The organism is Kitasatospora dryopteridis (genome assembly GCF_050749075.1).
In the GTDB taxonomy this organism is placed as follows: Bacteria; Actinomycetota; Actinomycetes; order Streptomycetales; family Streptomycetaceae; genus Kitasatospora.
In genome coordinates this window covers 4,009,896-4,025,457 of record NZ_CP192749.1, presented here as the reverse complement: position 1 = coordinate 4,025,457, position 15,562 = coordinate 4,009,896, and the positions used below count along the sequence as shown (strand labels likewise).

13 protein-coding genes and 2 tRNA genes are annotated in these 15,562 nt (G+C 73.8%); 8 read left to right on the top strand and 7 right to left on the bottom strand.

Annotation, left to right across the window (positions count from 1 at the left end; all coding sequences use genetic code 11):
• The first annotated feature begins 328 nt into the window (after positions 1-328).
• The 4 genes from purD (at position 329) to ACQ614_RS18365 (ending at position 6,183) form a co-directional block, all read left to right on the top strand.
• Positions 329-1,573, top strand: a complete 1,245-nt coding sequence (gene purD / locus ACQ614_RS18380; protein WP_431679629.1) for a phosphoribosylamine--glycine ligase — start codon at positions 329-331, stop codon at positions 1,571-1,573.
• Positions 1,574-2,068: 495 nt separating this feature from the next.
• Entirely contained in the window at positions 2,069-3,535 is a 1,467-nt protein-coding gene (locus ACQ614_RS18375) for a hypothetical protein (RefSeq protein ID WP_431679628.1), read from the top strand.
• 163 nt (positions 3,536-3,698) lie between these two features.
• Positions 3,699-5,240, top strand: coding sequence for a N,N-dimethylformamidase beta subunit family domain-containing protein (locus tag ACQ614_RS18370; RefSeq protein ID WP_431679627.1), 1,542 nt, complete (start codon positions 3,699-3,701; stop codon positions 5,238-5,240).
• Positions 5,241-5,283: 43 nt separating this feature from the next.
• Positions 5,284-6,183: a phosphoribosylaminoimidazolesuccinocarboxamide synthase gene (locus ACQ614_RS18365; protein WP_431679626.1), complete on the top strand. Its 900-nt coding sequence runs from the start codon at positions 5,284-5,286 to the stop codon at positions 6,181-6,183.
• 177 nt (positions 6,184-6,360) lie between these two features.
• On the opposite strand, the gene ACQ614_RS18360 is transcribed toward ACQ614_RS18365, so the two are convergent.
• The 7 genes from ACQ614_RS18360 to ACQ614_RS18330 all read right to left on the bottom strand — a co-directional run bounded on the left by ACQ614_RS18360 (position 6,361) and on the right by ACQ614_RS18330 (position 10,944).
• Positions 6,361-6,975, bottom strand: coding sequence for a response regulator (locus ACQ614_RS18360; RefSeq protein ID WP_431679625.1), 615 nt, complete (start codon positions 6,973-6,975; stop codon positions 6,361-6,363).
• Positions 6,972-8,213 (bottom strand): sensor histidine kinase, encoded by a 1,242-nt coding sequence (locus tag ACQ614_RS18355; RefSeq protein ID WP_431683955.1) that lies wholly within the window; start codon positions 8,211-8,213, stop codon positions 6,972-6,974. The genes ACQ614_RS18360 and ACQ614_RS18355 overlap by 4 nt, the downstream gene beginning before the upstream one ends.
• 99 nt (positions 8,214-8,312) lie before the next feature.
• On the bottom strand, positions 8,313-9,131 hold the full coding sequence (locus ACQ614_RS18350; protein WP_431679624.1) for an ABC transporter permease: 819 nt from the start codon (positions 9,129-9,131) through the stop codon (positions 8,313-8,315).
• Complete coding sequence (locus tag ACQ614_RS18345; protein WP_431679623.1) at positions 9,128-10,102, bottom strand: ABC transporter ATP-binding protein; 975 nt, start codon at positions 10,100-10,102, stop codon at positions 9,128-9,130. Before ACQ614_RS18345 ends, ACQ614_RS18350 begins: the two co-directional genes overlap by 4 nt.
• A gap of 172 nt (positions 10,103-10,274) precedes the next feature.
• Positions 10,275-10,347 (bottom strand) — tRNA-Gly (locus ACQ614_RS18340).
• Between the two features lie 56 nt (positions 10,348-10,403).
• Positions 10,404-10,476 (bottom strand) — tRNA-Gly (locus ACQ614_RS18335).
• A gap of 150 nt (positions 10,477-10,626) precedes the next feature.
• Positions 10,627-10,944 (bottom strand): histone-like nucleoid-structuring protein Lsr2, encoded by a 318-nt coding sequence (locus ACQ614_RS18330; RefSeq protein ID WP_363494828.1) that lies wholly within the window; start codon positions 10,942-10,944, stop codon positions 10,627-10,629.
• 474 nt (positions 10,945-11,418) lie between these two features.
• Between ACQ614_RS18330 and purS the strand changes: the two genes are divergently transcribed.
• The 4 genes from purS to ACQ614_RS18310 all read left to right on the top strand — a co-directional run bounded on the left by purS (position 11,419) and on the right by ACQ614_RS18310 (position 15,482).
• Positions 11,419-11,673 (top strand): phosphoribosylformylglycinamidine synthase subunit PurS, encoded by a 255-nt coding sequence (gene purS / locus ACQ614_RS18325; protein WP_363494830.1) that lies wholly within the window; start codon positions 11,419-11,421, stop codon positions 11,671-11,673.
• Complete coding sequence (gene purQ / locus ACQ614_RS18320; RefSeq protein ID WP_431679622.1) at positions 11,670-12,347, top strand: phosphoribosylformylglycinamidine synthase subunit PurQ; 678 nt, start codon at positions 11,670-11,672, stop codon at positions 12,345-12,347. Before purS ends, purQ begins: the two co-directional genes overlap by 4 nt.
• Positions 12,347-14,602: a phosphoribosylformylglycinamidine synthase subunit PurL gene (gene purL / locus ACQ614_RS18315; protein WP_431679621.1), complete on the top strand. Its 2,256-nt coding sequence runs from the start codon at positions 12,347-12,349 to the stop codon at positions 14,600-14,602. The genes purQ and purL overlap by 1 nt, the downstream gene beginning before the upstream one ends.
• 67 nt (positions 14,603-14,669) lie before the next feature.
• A complete protein-coding gene (locus ACQ614_RS18310) occupies positions 14,670-15,482 on the top strand; it encodes a sterol carrier family protein (RefSeq protein WP_431679620.1) in 813 nt (270 codons plus the stop codon).
• Positions 15,483-15,562: the final 80 nt, after the last annotated feature.

Below are 15,562 nucleotides of genomic sequence, written 5' to 3'. Positions count from 1 at the left end.
TGGTGCCGTGCTCCGGCGCGTCGCCGGTTTTCGTCCATCAGCATTTCTTACCCCCAAATGGCTTACCGTGTGGGCGCTTCGGCTGTGATCGTTATCCGAATTCGGGTCCGGAAGCCAAGGTGAGAGGGTTTCGCCGGGCGGCGAGATTTCACTCTTCCGAGCGAGGCCCGAGCGGCCTGCGGGCATGACCCCGGGGCTGCGGCGCAGCCCCGGACCGGCGCCGGATTGGACGATCCTCCAGATCGGATGCGGAGAAAAGCGGCACGATTGGAGGTTTCGCCACGGCCGCCGGGAGGGCGGAACCGGCCACCGACTACCCTTGCCAAGCGTGAAGGTCCTCGTAATCGGCGGCGGCGCCCGCGAACACGCCCTGTGCCGCTCACTGTCCCTCGATCCCGCTGTCACCGAGCTGCACTGCGCCCCGGGCAACGCCGGGATCGCGCAGGTCGCCACGGTGCACCCGGTCGACCAGCTGGACGGCGCGGCCGTCACCGCCCTGGCCGCCGAGCTCGCCGCCGACCTGGTCGTGGTGGGCCCGGAGGCGCCGCTGGTGGCCGGTGTGGCCGATCCGCTGCGCGCGGCCGGCGTCCCCGTCTTCGGCCCGTCCGCGGAGGCCGCCCAGCTCGAGGGCTCCAAGGCCTTCGCCAAGGACGTGATGGCCGCCGCCGGCGTGCCGACCGCCCGCTCCTACGTCTGCACCACCGCCGAGGAGGCGGCCGCCGCGCTGGACGCCTTCGGCGCCCCGTACGTGGTCAAGGACGACGGCCTCGCCGCCGGCAAGGGCGTCGTGGTCACCTCCGACCGCGCGGCCGCGCTGGAGCACGCCGCCTCCTGCGAGCGCGTCGTGATCGAGGAGTACCTGGACGGCCCCGAGGTCTCGCTGTTCGCGATCACCGACGGCACCACGGTGCTGCCGCTCGTCCCCGCGCAGGACTTCAAGCGCGCGCTGGACGGCGACGAGGGCCCCAACACCGGCGGCATGGGCGCCTACTCGCCGCTGCCGTGGGCCCCCGAGGGCCTGGTCGACGAGGTGCTGGCCACCGTCCTCCAGCCGACCGTGGACGAGCTGCGCCGCCGCGGCACCCCGTTCTCCGGCCTGCTGTACGCGGGTCTGGCGCTCACCTCCCGCGGCACCCGGGTGATCGAGTTCAACGCCCGCTTCGGCGACCCCGAGACCCAGGTCGTGCTGGCCCGGCTGCGCACCCCGCTGGCCGGCGTGCTGCTGGCGGCCGCCGACGGCACCCTCGGCGAGCTGGAGCCGCTGCGCTGGGACGAGGGCGCCGCGGTCACCGTGGTCGTCGCCTCCGAGGGCTACCCGGCCGCGCCGCGCACCGGCGACCCGATCGAGGGCCTGGACGAGGTGGCCGACGAGCACACCTACGTGCTGCACGCGGGCACCCGCAGCGGCGACGGCGGCGAGGTGCTCAGCGCGGGCGGCCGGGTGCTCTCGGTGACCGCCACCGGTGCCGACATCGCCGAGGCCCGCGAGCGCGCCTACCGCGGCATCGCCCGGATCTCGCTCAAGGGCTCGCACCACCGCACGGACATCGCGCTGAAGGCCGCGCAGCAGTAGGCCCGGCCGCTCGCGCCGAGGGCGCTGCGCCGTGGGGACACCCCCATGGCGCAGCGCCCTCACCCGTTTCCGGATCCGCCACGCCCGGCCCCGGGGGCCGTACCTGGCCGGGAATCCAGCCCTTCGGGTGACTCATCGGGCATCCGGCTGACGCAACGGGGGCTGCAGTCGTAGGGTGCGCTGAATCGCGCCCGCCCGGGGCACCGCTGCCATGGCCGCCACCGGGTGGTGCGACGCTCCCGGGGGGATGCTGGGGGCGTCCGGATCGTTCGCGCCGTCACCAGGACGAGTGGAATGCAGTGCGATCCGGAACACCCATCTGCACGAGGGCGTCAAAACTGTCAGAAGAGCCATGCAGGATGCACAACCGGGGGCGGCTGCCGCCGTGTCCCGGTCGGATACTGATCATTTCGAGTCGCTCGGACGTCCCGGCCCCCGGTCATCGTCATCCCGGTCCGCCGACGCCCGACTGCTCCGAAGGGGGTGCCGCGCCGAATGGCTGCTGTCGACGCCGCACGCGCGCATGCCCAGGCCGTGCTGCGAATCCGCGGCTGGGCCCTGGCCGCCACCGTTCTCCCCGCCGCCCTGGCCGTGGTGCTGTTCGCGGGCCGGTTCACCGGCCGGATCGGCGCACCCGGTGCGCCCGACGCGGGCCCGTGGGACGCCGTCCGATGGGTGGTGGCCGGGGTCGCCGTCCTGGCCCTCGCCCTCGGCTGGCTGGTCCGCCGCTCGCACCACACCGCCGTGCCGCCGGTCACCCCGGCCGTCCCGGTCCGCCCGGAGGAGGCTCCCGAGCTCTACCGGCTGCTGGCCGACCTCGCCGAGCGGCTGGAGGTGCCCGCCCCGTCGGGCATCGCGCTGACCCCGGACTGCGACAGCTGGCTGGAGGAGCCGTCCGGCCCCCGCCGCCGCGGCCTCCCGCACCCGGCCCCCGTCCTGGTGATCGGCTCGCCGTTCCTGTGGTGGATGCGCGCCGGTGAGCTGCGGGCGCTGCTGGCCCCGGTGGTGGCCGGCACCGCGGCGGCCGCCGACCACGACATCGCCGCCGCCCGCCGGTTCGTCCGCAGCCTGGACGCGTCGCTCGGCGAGCCGCACCGCGGGCCCGCCGCACTGATCGACCGGATCAACCGGGCGCTGCTCTCGGCCTGCCGGGAGCACTCCGCCGAGCTGGAGCGCTCGGCCGCGGCCTGGGCCTCCCACCAGGCCAGGGCGGTCGACTACGGGCTGCGGATCGCCGCCCAGGAGCAGGTCGGCCTGGCCTACGCCGGGTGGGACCGCCTGCTCACCCGGGTCGCCCTGCCCGCCTGGCGGCTCGGCCGCCACCCCGAGCACCTGAACGCGGGCGTGGTGGCCGCCCTCACCGAGCTGGCCCGCCGCGACCGGCTCGCCGACGGGTACGAGACCCGGCTCGGCGACCGCCCCGCCTGCGACCTGCTGGAGGAGCCGGGCCGGGTGGACGCGGCCGTCTCGCTGCTCGCCGCCGAGCTGCTGCACCAGGTGCCGTCCGGCGGCTGGCAGCCGCTGGACTGGGAGGCGTACGCGGCGGAGGTCGCGGCCCGCGGCTGGCGGGAGAAGTCCGCCGGGCTGGAGGCCGCGCTCAACGGCGCCGGGCGGGCCGGCGGGCCGCCGCTCGGGCGGGTGCTGGCCCGGCTCGCCTCCGGCGGCGGTGACGACCTGGCCGAGGCCCTGGCCGCCCGCAGCGACCGCGCGGCCGTGCCCCGCAGCGGGCGCGACCTGCTGGCCGAGCACCTCACCGCGATGGTCTGCTGCGCCGTGGTGGACGCGGGTGCCGCCGTGCCGGGGCTGGACTGGCTGGACGGCCCGGTGCTGCTGATGGGCGGCGTCCGGCGGGCCGACCTCGCCGCGGTGGTCGCCCAGGCCGTCGAACTGGGCAAGGACGCACCGCTCCGCGGCTGGCTGGAGACGGCGGGCGTGCGGCTCGCGCGCCCCGTCCGCAGTTGATGACGAATCAGGCCGAATCGGGCGTCTTGCCTACCAGTTGCTACGGTGGGGTGACGCAGTGCCAGCAACCTGTGGTGTGCTGGACCGCACGCACATCCGTGTGGCACATGCCAGCCGCGGACGGGCGGGTCGAGCCCGATGCCGGCGACCGTGGGAGGGGCCCGTGGGGACGGAACTCAACCGCCGGTGGGAGTCCGGCACGCTGGCACACGGCGTGTCCGACCCCTTCGGCCAGGGGCCGCTGCCGTGGCTGCGCAGCCCCGACCAGTACCTCGCCGACGGCGGGGTGCCCTGGTACGTCAGCGTCGACGCGCCGGGCCAGCAGCCGTTCACCGCGCCCCGCCCCGCGGTGCCGGTCAACAGTCCGGCCAACGCCGACGACGTGGACCAGCAGATCAAGGGATTCGCCTCGGCCGGCGTGGTGCGGCCCGGCGGTTCCGTGGACTTCCGGGTCACGGTCAACCCGCCCCGCGAGTTCACCGTGGACGTCTACCGGATCGGCCACTACGGCGGCGACGGTGCCCGGCACGTCAGCTCCAGCCCGCTGATCTCCGGCCTCGCCCAGGCCGCACCACTGGTCGTCGGCCGCACCGTCTCCTGCCACCACTGGTGGCAGTCCTGGCGGCTGCACATCCCCCCGAGCTGGCGCGCCGGGGCGTACGTCGCCGTGCTCACCACCGCCGACGACCGGCACCGCAGCCACATCCCGTTCACCGTCCGCGACGCGGACCCGGCGCACCCGGCCGAGCTGCTGCTCGTCCTGCCCGACGTGACCTGGCAGGCCTACAACCTCTTCCCCGAGGACGGGCACACCGGCGCCAGCCTCTACCACGCCTGGAACGCCGAGGGGCGGCTGGTCGGCGAGTCCGAGGCGGCCGTCACCGTCTCCTTCGACCGCCCGCACGCGGGTGCCGGGCTGCCGCTGCACGTCGGCCACGCCTACGACTTCATCCGCTGGGCCGAGCGCTACGGCTACGACCTCGCCTACGCCACCGCCACCGACCTGCACGCCGGGCAGGTCGACACGTCGAAGCACCGGGCGATGGTCTTCCCCGGGCACGACGAGTACTGGTCCGAGCCGATGCGGCGGGCCGTCGAGGAGGCCAGGGACACCGGCACCTCGCTGGTCTTCCTCTCCGCCAACACCATGTACTGGCGGGTCGACCTGTCGCCCGGCCCCTCCGGCGAGCCCCACCGGTTGCTCAACTGCCGCAAGCGGCAGCGGGTCCCGGCGGGCAGCCCGGCCGCCGGGCTGTCCGGCAGCGCCAGCGCGCTCTGGCGCGAGGCCGGCGAGCCCGAACAGGCCCTGCTCGGCGTGCAGTACGCGGGGCGGGTGCCCGTGCCCGCGCCGATGATCGCCCGCAACACCGCGCACTGGCTCTGGTCCGGCACCGGCCTCCAGGAGGGCGACCCGCTGCCCGGCCTGGTCGCCGGCGAGGCCGACCACTACCACCCGCGGGCCCCGCTGCCGGACCACCTCGAGCGCACCCTGCTCGCCCACTCCCCGTACCGGGACAGCGCCGGCCGGCTGCGGCACCAGCAGACCTCCCTCTACCGGGCGCCGAGCGGCGCGTACGTCTTCGCCGCCGGCACCTTCGCCTGGTCGCCCGCACTCGACCGCCCCGGGCACACCGACGACCGCATCCAGCGGGCCACCGCCAACCTCCTCGACCACCTCTGCAAGGAGGCCAGGCAGCTCTCGTGAAAGACTCGGGCCGTCAGCCCCCTTCCCTGAGGACGAGACGACCTTGAGCGGATTTGTCACCAAGCCCGAGCCCGTCCAGGTTCCCGGCCTGGTCCACCTGCACACCGGCAAGGTGCGCGACCTGTACCGCGCCGCCAACGGCGACCTGGTGATGGTGGCCAGCGACCGCACCTCCGCCTTCGACTGGGTGCTGCCCAACGAGATCCCCGACAAGGGCCGCATCCTCACCCAGCTGTCGCTGTGGTGGTTCGAGCGGATCGCCGACATCGTGCCCAACCACGTGATCTCCACCGAGCTGCCGGCCGGCGCCCCCGCCGACTGGAAGGGCCGCACCCTGATCTGCCGCAGCCTGGAGATGGCGCCCGTCGAGTGCGTCGCCCGCGGCTACCTCACCGGCTCCGGCCTGGAGGAGTACCGGGTCTCCCGCACCGTCTGCGGCATCGCCCTGCCCGAGGGGCTGGTCGACGGCTCCGAGCTGCCCGCCCCCATCTACACCCCCGCCCTCAAGGCGGAGGTCGGCGAGCACGACGAGAACGTCCCCTACGAGGAGACCGCCCGCCGGGTCGGCGCCGAACTCGCCGCCAACCTGCGGCAGACCACCCTCGCCGTGTACACCCGGGCCCGGGACATCGCCCGCGAGCGGGGCATCATCCTGGCCGACACCAAGTTCGAGTTCGGCCTGCTCGACGGCGAGCTCGTCATCGGCGACGAGGTGCTGACGCCGGACTCCTCCCGGTTCTGGCCCGCCGACCAGTGGGAGCCGGGCCGCGCCCAGCCGTCCTTCGACAAGCAGTTCATCCGCGACTGGCTGGCCTCGCCGGAGTCCGGCTGGGACCGCAAGAGCGAGCAGCCGCCGCCGGAGCTGCCGGCCGCGATCGTCGAGCGCAGCCGCGCCAAGTACATCGAGGCCTACGAGCGCATCACCGGCACCACCTGGGCCTGAAGGGGCAACCCATAGGGGCGCGGGGAGCCGCGCAATCCCGGATGCGGGCATCGCGACTGAATCGGGCAAGCCCTGATTCGTACGGTGACCGGCATCCGGATTGCGCAGTTCTCCCCCCAGCCTTCGGCCGGGAGGTGCCCCCACGCGCCCCTGTTCTCGCCTGGCCTGTTCCCGGAGCTAGATCCAGCCGTGTTCGCGGGCCAGGCGGACGGCGGCGTGGCGGTTCTCGGCGCCGAGTTTGCCGGCGGCGGAGGACAGGTAGTTGCGGACGGTGCCGGGGGAGAGGGCGGCGCGTTCGGCGATCTCGGCGATCGAGGTGCCGTGGGCGGCCAGCTCCAGGACGTCCGTCTCGCGGGGGGTGAGCGGGCTGTCGCCGGCGCTGATGGCGTCGGCGGCGAGTTCGGGGTCGACGTAGCGGCCGCCGGCCACCACGGTGCGGATGATGCCGGCGAGGTCGGAGGCGGAGACGGTCTTCGGGAGGAAGCCGCGGACGCCGACCTCCAGGGCCCGCTTGAGGTATCCCGGCCGGCCGTGCCCGGTGACGATCATCGTCCGGCAGGAGGGCAGGACGTGCCGGAGTTCGGCGGCGACCTCGATCCCGTCCAGGCCCGGCATCTGGAGGTCGAGGACGGCGACGTCCGGCCGGTGGGCGCGGGCCATGGCGAGGGCCTCCGGCCCGGAGGCGGCCTGGGCCACCACCTGGAGGTCGTCCTCCAGTCCGAGGAGGGTGGCGAGGGCGCCGCGGATGAGGTGCTCGTCGTCGGCGAGCAGGACGCGGACGGGTTCGGTCACGGGGCGGCCACCTCCAGGGCCGGCAGGTTCAGCGGGAGCGATGCGGTGAGGCGGAACCGGCCCGGGTCGGCGGGCGGGAGGGCGAGCCCGCCGCCGTGGGCGGCGAGCCGTTCGCGCAGGCCCAGCAGGCCGGTGCCGGGGTGGTCGCGCGGTTCGGGGCGCTCGCCCACGCCGTCGTTCTCCACCTCCAGCCGGGCGTGGCTGCCGTCGAGCCGCAGGGTGACGGTGCAGTGCCCGGCCTCGCTGTGCCGCAGCACATTGGTGGTGGCCTCGCGGACGACCCAGCCGAGCACGGACTGGGCGACGGCGGAGAGGGAGGCGGCGTCCGGCCCGAGGTCGATGTCGCACTCGACGCCGGCGGCGCGCAGCACCGAGCGGGCGCCGGCGACCTCGGCGGCGAGGTCGGCGGTGCGGTAGCCGCGGACGACCTCGCGGACCTCGCGCTGCGAGTCCTGGGCGATCCGCTGGACCTCGACCATCTGGTCGGCGGCCTCGGTGCGTCCGCGGCGGGCGAGCTGGACGGCGAGCTCGCTCTTGAGGGCGATGGTGGTGAGGTTGCGGCCGAGCACGTCGTGCAGGTCGCGGGAGAAGCGGAGCCGCTCCTCGGCGACGGCGAGCCGGGCCTGGGCCTCACGGGCGGTGTCGAGTTCCCAGACCACGGCGACGATCCAGGCGGAGCTGCGCCAGGTGGCGCCGACCAGGACCATGGAGACGGCGTTGCCGACCGCCAGGCCGGCCGCGGCCCCGGCGGGCATGCCGCCGACCAGGGCGGCGGGGGCGCAGAGCAGCAGGCCGAGCAGGCCGATCGGGGCGCAGGCCTTGGCGGGTACGGCGATGGCCAGCGGGGCGAACCAGAAGACCAGCAGCCAGGTGGCCGCGACGACCCCGGAGGGGACGGGCTCGGTGCTGCCGGAGTGGTAGGTGCCGAGCACGGCCCAGTACCCGCCGAGGGCGGTCGCGGTGAAGGCGGTCAGCCAGCCGGTGGGCCGCGGGCGGCGGCCCAGGTAGTGCTCGAGCCCGGTGCGGCAGCACACGAGGAACAGCGCCGTGGTGGCGAGCGAGGCCGTGGCGATCGCGATCCGGGTGGGGGCGGGCAGGTCCTCGCCGTCCTGCCCGGTGAGCGCGCCGCCGACGACCAGCGGCTGGAGCAGGCCGGTCAGGTACAGCGACCAGCGGATGAAGATCTCGGTGCGCTTGGGCTTGCCGACCTCCCGCCAGCGCCGGGCCGGCTTCGGCATGTCCACGTCGTCCCCTCTCGACGGATGCACGGTCGTCAGATCCTCCCATCAGCGGCGGTCGGCGGAGTACGGGCGTGTTCCGGCGGAGTACGGGTGCGGTCAGCGGCGGGGCTCCCAGCGGAACCAGCGGCGGGCGGCCCAGACGCCGGCGGCCAGCCACAGGACGCCGAGTCCGAGGTGGGGGAGGGCCTCCAGCCAGCTGCCCAGGAAGCCGGTGGGCTCGTCGGAGCCGTCGGTGCCGAACCAGCCCAGGCGCATCAGCTGGAAGGCCGGGGTGGTGGGCAGCAGGCGGCAGGCGGTGGCCAGGCCGTCGGGCATGGTCTCCAGCGGGATGAGCAGGCCGGAGCCCATCTGGGCGAGGAACAGCAGCGGCAGTGTGGTGATGCCCGCGGTCTCCACCGTCTTGGTGAAGGCGCTGGTGGCGGCGGCCAGGGCGATCAGCAGTCCGGTGCCGAGGAGCAGGCCGAGGGCCATCAGCAGCGGGTTGACCGGGGAGGGCAGGCCGAGCCGGGCGGCGCCGACCGCGCCGATCAGGCCGCACTCCAGCAGGCCGAGGACGACCGAGGGCAGCGCGGTGCCGCCGAGGATCTCCAGGTCGCGGGCCTCGCCGGTGCGCAGCCGCTTGAGCACGAGCTCGCCGCGGCGGGCGACGTAGGCGGTGGTGAGGTTGTAGTAGACGACGAAGAGCAGGACCAGACCGGCGACGCCGTTGACCAGGTTGGCGTGCAGGTCGAGGTTCGGGGTGGTCGCGGCCTGCTGGTCGAGGATGCCCTTGAGGGCCACCATCATGACCAGCGGCATGGCGGCGGCCATGAAGAGCGCGGTGCGGTTGCGGAGCAGCAGGGTGGCCTCGGTGCGGCCGAGGGCGAGCAGGCGGCCCGCGGCGGTGGTCGGGGCGGGGGCGGCGGACGCGGTCATCGGGTGCTGCCGATCGTCTCGGGGGTGGCGGCCGCTTCGGCGGCAATGGCGAGGAAGGCCTCTTCGAGGGTGGCGCTGCGGGCCTCCAGCCCGCCGAGGGCGACGCCGTGGTGGGCGGCCCAGCCGAGGAGGTCGGTGAGGTCGCTCTGCAGCCGGCGGGTGCGGACGGTGATCCGGCGCCCTTCCGCGGTGACCTCGGCGGCGGGCAGGGCCGGCAGGCCGAGTGCCTCGTACGGGCCGCAGCGCTCGGGGAGCTCGAAGGCGATCCGGGCCGGGCGGTCGGCGATGACCTCGCCGACGGTGCCGGTGGCGGCGATCCGTCCGGCGTGCATGATGGCGAGCCGGTCGGCGAGCTCCTCGGCCTCCTCCAGGTAGTGGGTGGTGAGGAGGACGGTGGTGCCCTCGCCGCGGAGCTCGCGGATCAGCCGCCAGACGGCGGCGCGGGCCTCCGGGTCCAGGCCGGTGCTGGGCTCGTCGAGGAAGAGCACCTCGGGGCGGCCGAGCAGGGCGACGGCGAGGTCGAGGCGGCGGCGCTCGCCGCCGGAGAGCTGCTTGACCCGGACGCCGGCCCGGTCGCCGAGGCCGACCAGGCCGAGGGCCTCGTCGACGGGCCGGGCGCCGGTGGTGAGCCCGGCCCAGCCGCGGCAGGTCTCGGCGACGGTGAGGTCGCCGGGGAAGCCGCCCTCCTGCAGCATGATGCCGATCCGCGGCCGGACGGCGGTGCGCTCGCGGTGCGGGTCGCGGCCGAGCACGCGCACCTGGCCGGCGGTCGGGGCGGCGAGGCCCTCCAGGAGTTCCATGGTCGACGTCTTGCCCGCGCCGTTGGTGCCGAGCAGGGCGAAGAGCTCGCCGCGGTGGACGGTGAGGTCGAGGCCGCGGACGGCGTCGAAGCCGTTCGGGCCGGCCGGGCCGTAGCGGCGGTGCAGTTCCACGGCCTCGACGGCGGGCCCGGAGTGGCTGGTGTCCTTCATGCCTCCAGCCTTCCGGCGCGCGGCGCGCACGGTCAGTGCGCGCCGTCATCGGCTGCCCGTGCGCTTCCACGGGTCGGCGGTGACAAATGTCATGGCGCCCGGCGGGGCCGGACGCGGGAGGGGCCGGAAACCACGAAGGGCCCCCTCGTGAGAGGGGGCCCTTCGTATTCGGAGCGGACGACGAGATTCGAACTCGCGACCCTCACCTTGGCAAGGTGATGCTCTACCAACTGAGCCACGTCCGCATGCTGTTGAGTTGTACTGCCGGGTCGGGCGGAACTGCTGTTTGCTCGACACTGCGAGCGGACGACGAGATTCGAACTCGCGACCCTCACCTTGGCAAGGTGATGCTCTACCAACTGAGCCACGTCCGCGTGGTGCCTGGGCACCGATCGCCCCGCCCGGCTGCCTTTCGGCCCCCGGTTGCGGCGACGAGAAATACTCTACCCCATCGATCGGAGTGCTCGCCCCACCCTTTCCCCGGAGGGGTACCGGGGCGGGGCGACTGCTGCTGCGGCCGGACCTCAGTTGGCCTCGGCGAACTGCTCGTAGACGGCCTTGGGGATGCGGCCGCGGGCGGGCAGCTCCATGCCGTGCGACTGGGCCCACTTGCGCACGGCGGCCGGGTCCGGGGTGAGGGCGGTGCGCCGGAAGGACTTGCCGGTGCGGCTCTGCCGACGGCCGGCCGCGACGAACGGGGCGAGGGCCTCCCGCAGCTTCTCCGCGTTCTCCACGGAGAGGTCGATCTCGTACGACTTCCCGTCGACACCGAAGTGGACGGTTTCTGCGGCGGCGCCGCCGTCCAGGTCGTCGGAGAGCGTGACGACTACACGCTGAGCCATGGGTGTCAATCCTCTCGGGCAATTCGGCCGCCGGGTGCTGGTGCCCGGTGGCCCGTCCGCCGGCGGTGCGGGCGCATGACGGCAGGCAGGCATGCCGTGCCGAAAGACAGCCGCTTGCTGCCGCCGGTCGCCCTATTCTGCACCCAAAGGGGCTGGAAATCGAAGGCCCCGGCATTCCTTTTTTCCGGATATTCACGAGGCTTCACGAGGAGGAGGATTGCCGCCGATAGGCGTGGCCGACATGTCCGGTGTGCCGGTATTCGGGCGTTCTCGGTGGGGCCGCCCGGGCGGGGATTGGAACCGGAGAAAAGGGGCGCCCCGGAGGATGCCCGGGAGAGCTTGGAACGCCCGGAGCCCTTGCTGCGTAAGGGGCGTTTGTCTACGCGCGTCGCTAGGAGCGGCCCGCGGAGGGGCCCGAAATCCCAGGTAGTCTGAAGGTCCCCCGCCTTCACGCAATCACCACCGGGAGTGCCAGTGGCACGCGTCGTAGTCGACGTCATGCTCAAGCCGGAGATCCTCGACCCCCAGGGACAGGCGGTGCAGCGTGCACTGCCGCGTCTCGGCTTCGCCGGGATCGCCGACGTCCGCCAGGGCAAGCGTTTCGAGCTGGAGCTGGAAGGGCCGGTCGACGACGCCGCGCTGGCCCGCATCCGCGAGGCCGCCGAGACGTTTCTCGCCAACACCGTGATCGAGGACTTCACCGTCCGCGTCGAGGAGGAGGCGAAGTGACCACCCGCGTTGGCGTCGTCACTTTCCCCGGATCCCTCGACGACCGCGACGCACAGCGCGCGGTCCGCCTCGCCGGCGCCGAGCCGGTCGCCCTCTGGCACCGCGACAAGGACCTGCACCAGGTCGACGCGGTCGTTCTGCCGGGCGGATTCTCGTACGGCGACTATCTGCGCTGCGGGGCCATCTCCCGCTTCTCGCCGGTCATGGACACCATCATCGAGCAGGCCCGGCAGGGAATGCCCGTCCTCGGTATCTGCAACGGCTTCCAGGTGCTCTGCGAATCGCACCTGCTGCCCGGTGCGCTCACCCGCAACGACTCGCTGCACTTCATCTGCCGCGACCAGAAGCTGCGCATCGAGAACGCCGACACAGCGTGGACGTCCGATTACAGCAGCGGCCAGGAAATCGTCGTGCCGCTGAAGAACGGCGAGGGCCGCTTCGTCGCCGACGAGCACGTCCTCGACGAACTCGAGGCCGAGGGACGGGTCGTGGCCCGTTACCTCGACGTCAATCCGAACGGTTCGTACCGCGACATCGCCGGCATCACCAACGCCGCCGGCAACGTCGTCGGCCTGATGCCGCACCCGGAGCACGCCGTGGAGCCGCTCACCGGCCCGACCACCGAGGGCCTGGGCTTCTTCACTTCCGTCCTGAAGCAGCTGGTGAACGCCTGATGAGCCTCGACACCGTCAAGAACGCCGAGCAGACCCCGGACGCCGCCCAGCCCTGGGCCGAACTCGGCCTCAAGGAGGACGAGTACGCGCGCATCCGGGAGATCCTCGGCCGCCGCCCGACCGGCGCCGAGCTCGCGATGTACTCCGTCATGTGGTCGGAGCACTGTTCGTACAAGAGCTCCAAGGTCCACCTGAAGCAGTTCGGCGAGAAGGCCCCCGAGAACGACGCCATGCTCGTCGGCATCGGCGAGAACGCCGGCGTCGTCGACGTCGGCCAGGGCTACGCGGTCACCTTCAAGGTCGAGTCGCACAACCACCCGTCGTACATCGAGCCCTACCAGGGCGCGGCCACCGGCATCGGCGGCATCGTCCGCGACATCCTCGCGATGGGCGCCCGCCCGGTCGCGGTGATGGACCCGCTGCGCTTCGGTGCGGCCGACCACCCGGACACCCGCCGGGTGCTCCCGGGCGTCGTCGCCGGCATCGGCGGCTACGGCAACTGCCTGGGCCTGCCCAACATCGGCGGCGAGGTCGTCTTCGACCCCTGCTACCAGGGCAACCCGCTGGTCAACGCGCTCTGCGTCGGCGTCATGAAGCACGAGGACATCCACCTCGCCAAGGCCTCCGGCCCCGGCAACAAGGTCATCCTCTACGGCGCCCGCACCGGCGGCGACGGCATCGGCGGCGTCTCGGTGCTCGCCTCGGAGACCTTCGAGTCCACCGGCCCGGCCAAGCGCCCCGCCGTCCAGGTCGGCGACCCGTTCCAGGAGAAGCTCCTCATCGAGTGCACCCTGGAGATCTTCAAGGAGAACCTGGTCGCCGGCATCCAGGACCTCGGCGGCGCCGGCCTCTCCTGCGCCACCTCCGAGCTCGCCTCGGCCGGCACCGGCGGCATGCGGATCGACCTCGACACCGTGCCGCTGCGCGACAACACGCTCTCGCCCGAGGAGATCCTCATGAGCGAGTCGCAGGAGCGCATGTGCGCCATCGTCGAGCCGGACAAGGTCGAGCGCTTCCTCGCCATCTGCGAGAAGTGGGACGTCATCGCCACCGTCATCGGCGAGGTGACCGACGGCGAGCGCCTGGAGATCTTCTGGCACGGCGAGCAGGTCGTGGACGTGCCCCCGCGCACCGTCGCCCACGAGGGCCCGACCTACCACCGTCCCTTCGCCCGCCCGAGCTGGCAGGACGCGCTGCAGGCCGACGCCCCCACCGCCGAGCGGCTCGCCCGCCCGGCGAACGGCGCCGAGCTCAAGGACGCCCTGCTCAGGGTCGCCGGCTCGCCGAACCAGGCCTCCAAGTCCTGGATCACCGACCAGTACGACCGCTACGTGCTCGGCAACACCGTGCTCTCGGTGCCCGAGGACTCCGGCATGATCCGGATCGACGAGGAGACCAACCTCGGCGTCTCGGTCGCCACCGACGGCAACGGCCGCTACGCCAAGCTGGACCCGTACACCGGCGCCCAGCTGGCCCTGGCCGAGGCGTACCGCAACGTCGCGGCCGGCGGTGCCAAGCCGCTCGCCGTCTCCGACTGCCTCAACTTCGGCTCCCCCGAGGACCCGGACGTGATGTGGCAGTTCGCCGAGGCGACCCGCGGCCTCGCCGACGCCTGCCAGGTGCTCGGCACCCCGGTCACCGGCGGCAACGTCTCGCTGTACAACCAGACCGGCGAGGTCGCCATCCACCCGACCCCGGTGGTCGCGGTGCTCGGCGTCATCGACGACGTCACCCGCCGCACCCCGATCGGCTTCGGCGAGCAGGGCCAGCTGCTGTACCTGCTCGGCGACACCGAGGACGAGCTCGGCGGCTCCGCCTGGGCCCAGGTCGCCCACGACCACCTCGGCGGCCTGCCGCCCAAGGTCGACCTGGAGCGCGAGCGGCTGCTCGGCGAGATCCTGATCGCGGCCTCCCGCGACGGCATGATCGACGCCGCGCACGACCTCTCCGACGGCGGCCTCGGCCAGGCCCTGGTCGAGAGCTGCCTCAAGGGCGGCAACGGCGCCCGCGTGGTCGTCCCGGAGGGCACGGACCCGTTCGTGTTCCTGTTCTCCGAGTCGGCCGGCCGTGCGGTGGTCTCCGTGCCGCGCAGCGAGGAGGTCCGGTTCAACGACATGTGCGGTGCCCGCGGCCTGCCCGCCGCCCGGATCGGCGTCGTCGACGGCGACGCGCTGGAGGTCCAGGGCCAGTTCACCGTCACGCTGGCGGAGCTGAAGGACGCCCACACCGGCGTCATCGAGGCCCTGCTCGCCTGACCGGCGTACGTCCCGAGGGGCGGCCGGCTCTCCGGAGCCGGCCGCCCCTCGGCGCTACGCTGCCCGTATGCCGACCAAGACCCGCACGTACGACCCGGCGAAGGTGCGCACCGCGCTCGCCGGGCAGACCGAGGCGCTGCGCGGCGCCGTCCGCGGCCTGACCGGGGACCAGCTGGACCTGCCGACCCGCCTCGGCGACTGGCGGGTACGGGAGTTGGTGTCCCACCTGGGCATGGTCGTCAGCTGGGTGCCGACCCACCTGGACGACCCGCTGCCGGACGCCGCGGCGATCACGCCGCTGGACTGGGCCCGCAGCACCCGTACCGCGGCCGCCACCATCAACGACATCGCCGAGGAACTCGCCGCCGGCCCCTTCGCCGGGACCCAGGACGAGGTCGCCGCCGAGTTCGACCGCCGCTGCGACGAACTGCTCGCCGTGCTCGCCGGCCCCGCCGCCGCGGAGCCCGGGCGGCGGATCGCGATGCGCTTCGGGCCGATGCCGCTCGCCGACTTCCTGGTCACCCGGCTGGTGGAGACCGTGGTGCACGCGGACGACCTCGCGGACGCACTCGGCCTCGACGCCTTCCCGCACGACCGGCAGGCGGTGGCCGCCGCCACCCGGCTGCTCGCCGACGCCTTCGCCGACCAGGCGCCCGGCGGCGCCGTGGAGTTGAGGATTCCGCCGTACGCGGTCGTGCAGGCCGTGGCGGGCCCCCGGCACACCCGCGGCACCCCGCCGAACGTCGTCGAGACCGACCCGCTCACCTGGGTCCGGCTCGCCACCGGACGCCGCGCCTGGCCGGACGCCGTCGAGGCCGCCGAGGTGCAGGCCAGCGGCGAGCGCAGCGACCTCGGCGGCCTGCTGCCCGTGCTGGGCTGACGCACCGCCGCCGGCCGCCCGCCACACCGCCGCCCGCGGACCGGTCGCCGTGGCGGTGGGGTGACGGGTGGTAAGTAAGG